This is a genomic window from Cellvibrio sp., from assembly GCF_053579595.1.
In genome coordinates this window covers 1-3,526 of the sequence record NZ_JBRFPI010000439.1, presented here as the reverse complement: position 1 = coordinate 3,526, position 3,526 = coordinate 1, and the positions used below count along the sequence as shown (strand labels likewise).

The 3,526-nt window shown below is 46.6% G+C and carries 5 protein-coding genes; 1 reads left to right on the top strand and 4 read right to left on the bottom strand.

The window, feature by feature from the left end; all coding sequences use genetic code 11:
- Positions 1 to 130: 130 nt before the first annotated feature.
- Positions 131 to 1,033 (bottom strand): LysR family transcriptional regulator, encoded by a 903-nt coding sequence (locus ACWA6V_RS19285; protein ID WP_449524015.1) that lies wholly within the window; start codon positions 1,031 to 1,033, stop codon positions 131 to 133.
- A gap of 131 nt (positions 1,034 to 1,164) precedes the next feature.
- On the opposite strand from ACWA6V_RS19285, the gene ACWA6V_RS19280 reads away from it, so the two are divergent.
- The gene (locus ACWA6V_RS19280; RefSeq protein ID WP_449524014.1) at positions 1,165 to 2,187 is read left to right on the top strand and encodes a zinc-binding alcohol dehydrogenase family protein; all 1,023 of its coding nucleotides are present in this window, start codon (positions 1,165 to 1,167) and stop codon (positions 2,185 to 2,187) included.
- Between the two features lie 13 nt (positions 2,188 to 2,200).
- Here the strand turns inward: ACWA6V_RS19280 and ACWA6V_RS19275 are convergent, their stop codons facing one another.
- Genes ACWA6V_RS19275 through ACWA6V_RS19265 form a run of 3 tightly spaced genes read right to left on the bottom strand, consistent with a single transcriptional unit; the run spans position 2,201 to position 3,463 of the window.
- Complete coding sequence (locus tag ACWA6V_RS19275; protein WP_449524013.1) at positions 2,201 to 2,599, bottom strand: OsmC family protein; 399 nt, start codon at positions 2,597 to 2,599, stop codon at positions 2,201 to 2,203.
- 48 nt (positions 2,600 to 2,647) lie between these two features.
- On the bottom strand, positions 2,648 to 2,980 hold the full coding sequence (locus tag ACWA6V_RS19270) for a glutaredoxin domain-containing protein (RefSeq protein WP_449524012.1): 333 nt from the start codon (positions 2,978 to 2,980) through the stop codon (positions 2,648 to 2,650).
- A gap of 3 nt (positions 2,981 to 2,983) precedes the next feature.
- Positions 2,984 to 3,463 carry a pilin gene (locus ACWA6V_RS19265; protein WP_449524011.1) on the bottom strand — a complete coding sequence of 160 codons (480 nt, stop codon included), beginning with the start codon at positions 3,461 to 3,463 and terminating at the stop codon, positions 2,984 to 2,986.
- Between the last annotated feature and the right edge of the window lie 63 nt (positions 3,464 to 3,526).

Here is a 3,526-nt window from a genome sequence, read left to right as displayed (position 1 = left end):
CCAACACGCTGCTGTAACCGCGATGGCAACAAGCGTTTTACCGTGAAACCAATGTCTTGAACGCGGGGCGGGATTAATAAGCTCATCTTGTCATCCTCTAATCTTTAAAAAATAATACGAAAATATCAGGCTAAAAAAGTTGTAGATTTTTTTCCAAATGAGTCAACAGCGCCGTCAAACGAAAGGGTTGGTATTTGCGTTCTTTGTATACCGCATAGAGTGGCGTTGATTGCCCTTGGTATTGTCCATCGAGCAAAGTCACTAAACGGCCTTGCGCAATATCATCGCGTATATCTATTGCCGATTTATAAATAATGCCGTGCCCGGCTACGCCCCAACGCCGCACAACCTCGCCATCATTGGCGTTGCGGTTTCCTTGAATCGGAATTTCAATTAATTGCTCAGCGCGATAAAAAAGCCAATGATTGTAGGGGCGATCATTGCGATAAAAATATAAACAGTTGTGTTGCGCCAAATCTTCCAGGCAATTTAACGCAGGCATTGTTGCAATATAAGCCGGTGCAGCGGCAAGCAAGCGGCGATTATCGCAAAGCTTGCGCGCAATCAGCGATGAATCGCGCAAGTCCCCGTAGCGGATAACAAGGTCCAGCCCCTCCCTGTATAAGTCCTGCATCATGTCCGAGAAGTTCAACCGCAGACTCACGCGCGGGTATTGGTGCTGGAAATCATCAAGAATATTCAACAAGAGATGCCGCCCCAGATCCGAGGGCAACCCGATGCTGATTTCCCCGGCCACAGAAGTCTGCAAGTTGCGCAGTTCGGATTCAGCGTCGCCCAATGCCCCCAACGCGTGTTGTACGTAAGGAATCAGGCTTTCACCGGCCGCACTCAAGTGCAGGCTGCGGGTCGTTCGCTCCAACAAACTCACATCCAATGCCAGCTCCAAGCGCTTGATGGCAGCGGAAACGGCCGCATTGGTGATGTTCAACTGGCGCGCAGCCTCACTCATATTGCCGGTTTCAGCCACACGCAGGAACAACTCCAAGTCCTGCAGCGAATAGGTTTTGCTCATTGATCGCCCTATTATCAAAATTTAATTGATAGTGATTAAACCAATATAGCGATTATCAAATAAATCTCCAGCACCTAGACTACCAGCCAAGATAAAACACCTGCTGGATTTACCTTTTTTGGAGCCAATCAATGAAAGCCGTAGCACTCAAAGCCTACTTACCCATCCAAAACCCTGAATCCCTGTTGGATGTGAATATTGACCAGCCGACACCTGTCGGTCGTGAATTACTCATCGCCGTAGACGCTATCGCCGTCAACCCCGTCGATACCAAGGTACGTGCGCCGAAAAACAAAATCGAAGCCGATTTCCGTGTACTGGGTTGGGATGCTGTGGGCAGGGTCGTCGCGACCGGCCCAGATGCAACACTCTTCAAAACCGGTGATACAGTTTATTACGCAGGCAGTATCGCCCGCCCTGGCACTAACAGCGAATTTCACACAGTGGATGAGCGCATTGTTGGCCGCAAACCCGTATCACTCAGCAATGCCGAAGCGGCTGCCCTGCCATTAACCGCTATTACAGCATGGGAAGGATTGTTTGATCGCCTGCAGATCGCCCAAAGCAAAGAGAGTAAACCTAAAACCTTATTAATTATTGGCGGCGCAGGCGGTGTTGGTTCAATCGCAATTCAACTGGCAAAAACACTGACCAATGTAAGTGTCATCGTTACTGCATCGCGCCGCGAATCAATTGAATGGTGTAAGTCACTGGGGGCAGACTTGGTGATTGATCACAGCGCCTCGTTAGCCGAACAATTGCGTGCGCAGAATATCCAACAGGTTGATTATATTTTTTGCCTGAACAACACCGATCAACATTGGCAAGCCATGGCGGAAATTATCAAACCACAGGGGCATATTTGTTCGATTGTCGAATTAAGTGGGCAGGTCGATTTGAATCTTTTGAAAAGCAAATCTATCACGTTCACTTGGGAACTCATGTTTACCCGCTCGTTATTTGAAACGGATGACATGATCGAGCAGCATCATTTATTAAACCGCGTAGCGGAACTGATTGATAGCGGCGCTATAAAAACCACACTTAACCAAGTGCTCAGCCCGATTAACGCAGAGAACCTGCGCCTTGCGCATGCGCAGCTTGAATCAGGCAGAACGATTGGCAAAATTGTGCTGGAACATTGGCCTGCATGATGTGCTGCCAATATTAGGGTTGGTGATGGGTGGTGATATTGATCGTGGCATGGGACAACAATTTATGAATCGGGCATTTTTCAACAATGCCCAATAATTGTTGTTTCTGCTCATCACTTAAACCACCAACAAAGTGTATGTTCAATGCCAGATTGTATTCACCCGTTTTTTCTTTGCTCGCATCACGCTCTATATCAATATTAATTCCTTCAAGTGGCATACCACGGCGCTTTGCATACATACTCAAGGTAATCGCCGTGCAAGCAGCAAGCGATGAATCCAGCAGGCCATGGGGATCAGGCGCTGAATCCTCACCACCAATGCTGGTATCTACATCGGCAAATAATTCATGTGCATCAACGCTGATACGCTGGCGATAAGTACCCGAACTGTCTTTTTGTAATTTAATCATTGATTCACCCGACTCCCGATTATTACTTACTGATTACCTCACTTGGAATTACAATTTGAGCAGCGCTTTCATTGCATTGGGATCATAGCCGCGCAACACTTCGCCGCGAATAACGATTAGCGGAATCCCGCTGCCGTGCAGTTGGTCATATTGCGCCTTGCCCTCAGTCGATTTCTCAATATCGTATTCCACAAAAGCTATATTATGCTGTTTGAAAAACTCGCGCGTCTTTTTACAGTAACCACACCAGTCAGTCGCGTATAAGGCCACGCCTTCAGGGTGCTGCGCAGAAAAATCAGGCGGTGGACTGAACTCATCGCGCAGCTTATTCCAATTCAAGAAAATGCCCAGCGCGACAACGATTAGCAGATATTTTTTCATGCATCAGATCCTGCAATTTAATGGCAAATCTTTCAATTCCATATCCGTACGGTTTTCTCCTACTGCTTGCATACCTGCGGGCACAGCGGCTTTACCACAAATCCATGAAATTGGGCTTTCGGGCGAACCTTTTACCATTATCGGCTGGATACTCAATGTCTTGTTTTTGATGTTGGCATGCGCTTTATTACCAAAATGTAAATGGAATGCGCCATCCTTGAAATCGATACGATCGACATAATTGCCCAACAATTTATCGGCAGCTGGCATTCCTGCTTCTTTGTTGTCCTTTAAAAAAACCTGCGTACTTTTGTGATAAAACGCCACCAGTTTTTTGTAATCCTCCACCAATTCCATAGACTCAACAACTTGTTTGCGCGCTATGGCAGGGTCTGGAGAGGGCAAAGCCATTAATGCCAATATTGCAATAATAGCGACCACCACCATTATTTCTATTAGCGTAAAACCATTATTTTTCTTCATACAGATTCCTTACTGCCATTAACGAATAAATTTTGCTGCATACCAACAGCTTGCATGTAATTC

Bases quoted from the DNA above. Each gene is read 5' to 3' on its own strand.
- ACWA6V_RS19285 (WP_449524015.1), bottom strand. From the start codon at position 1,033: ATGAGCAAAACCTATTCGCTGCAGGACTTGGAGTTGTTCCTGCGTGTG.
- ACWA6V_RS19280 (WP_449524014.1), top strand. From the start codon at position 1,165: ATGAAAGCCGTAGCACTCAAAGCCTACTTACCCATCCAAAACCCTGAA.
- ACWA6V_RS19275 (WP_449524013.1), bottom strand. From the start codon at position 2,599: ATGATTAAATTACAAAAAGACAGTTCGGGTACTTATCGCCAGCGTATC.
- ACWA6V_RS19270 (WP_449524012.1), bottom strand. From the start codon at position 2,980: ATGAAAAAATATCTGCTAATCGTTGTCGCGCTGGGCATTTTCTTGAAT.
- ACWA6V_RS19265 (WP_449524011.1), bottom strand. From the start codon at position 3,463: ATGAAGAAAAATAATGGTTTTACGCTAATAGAAATAATGGTGGTGGTC.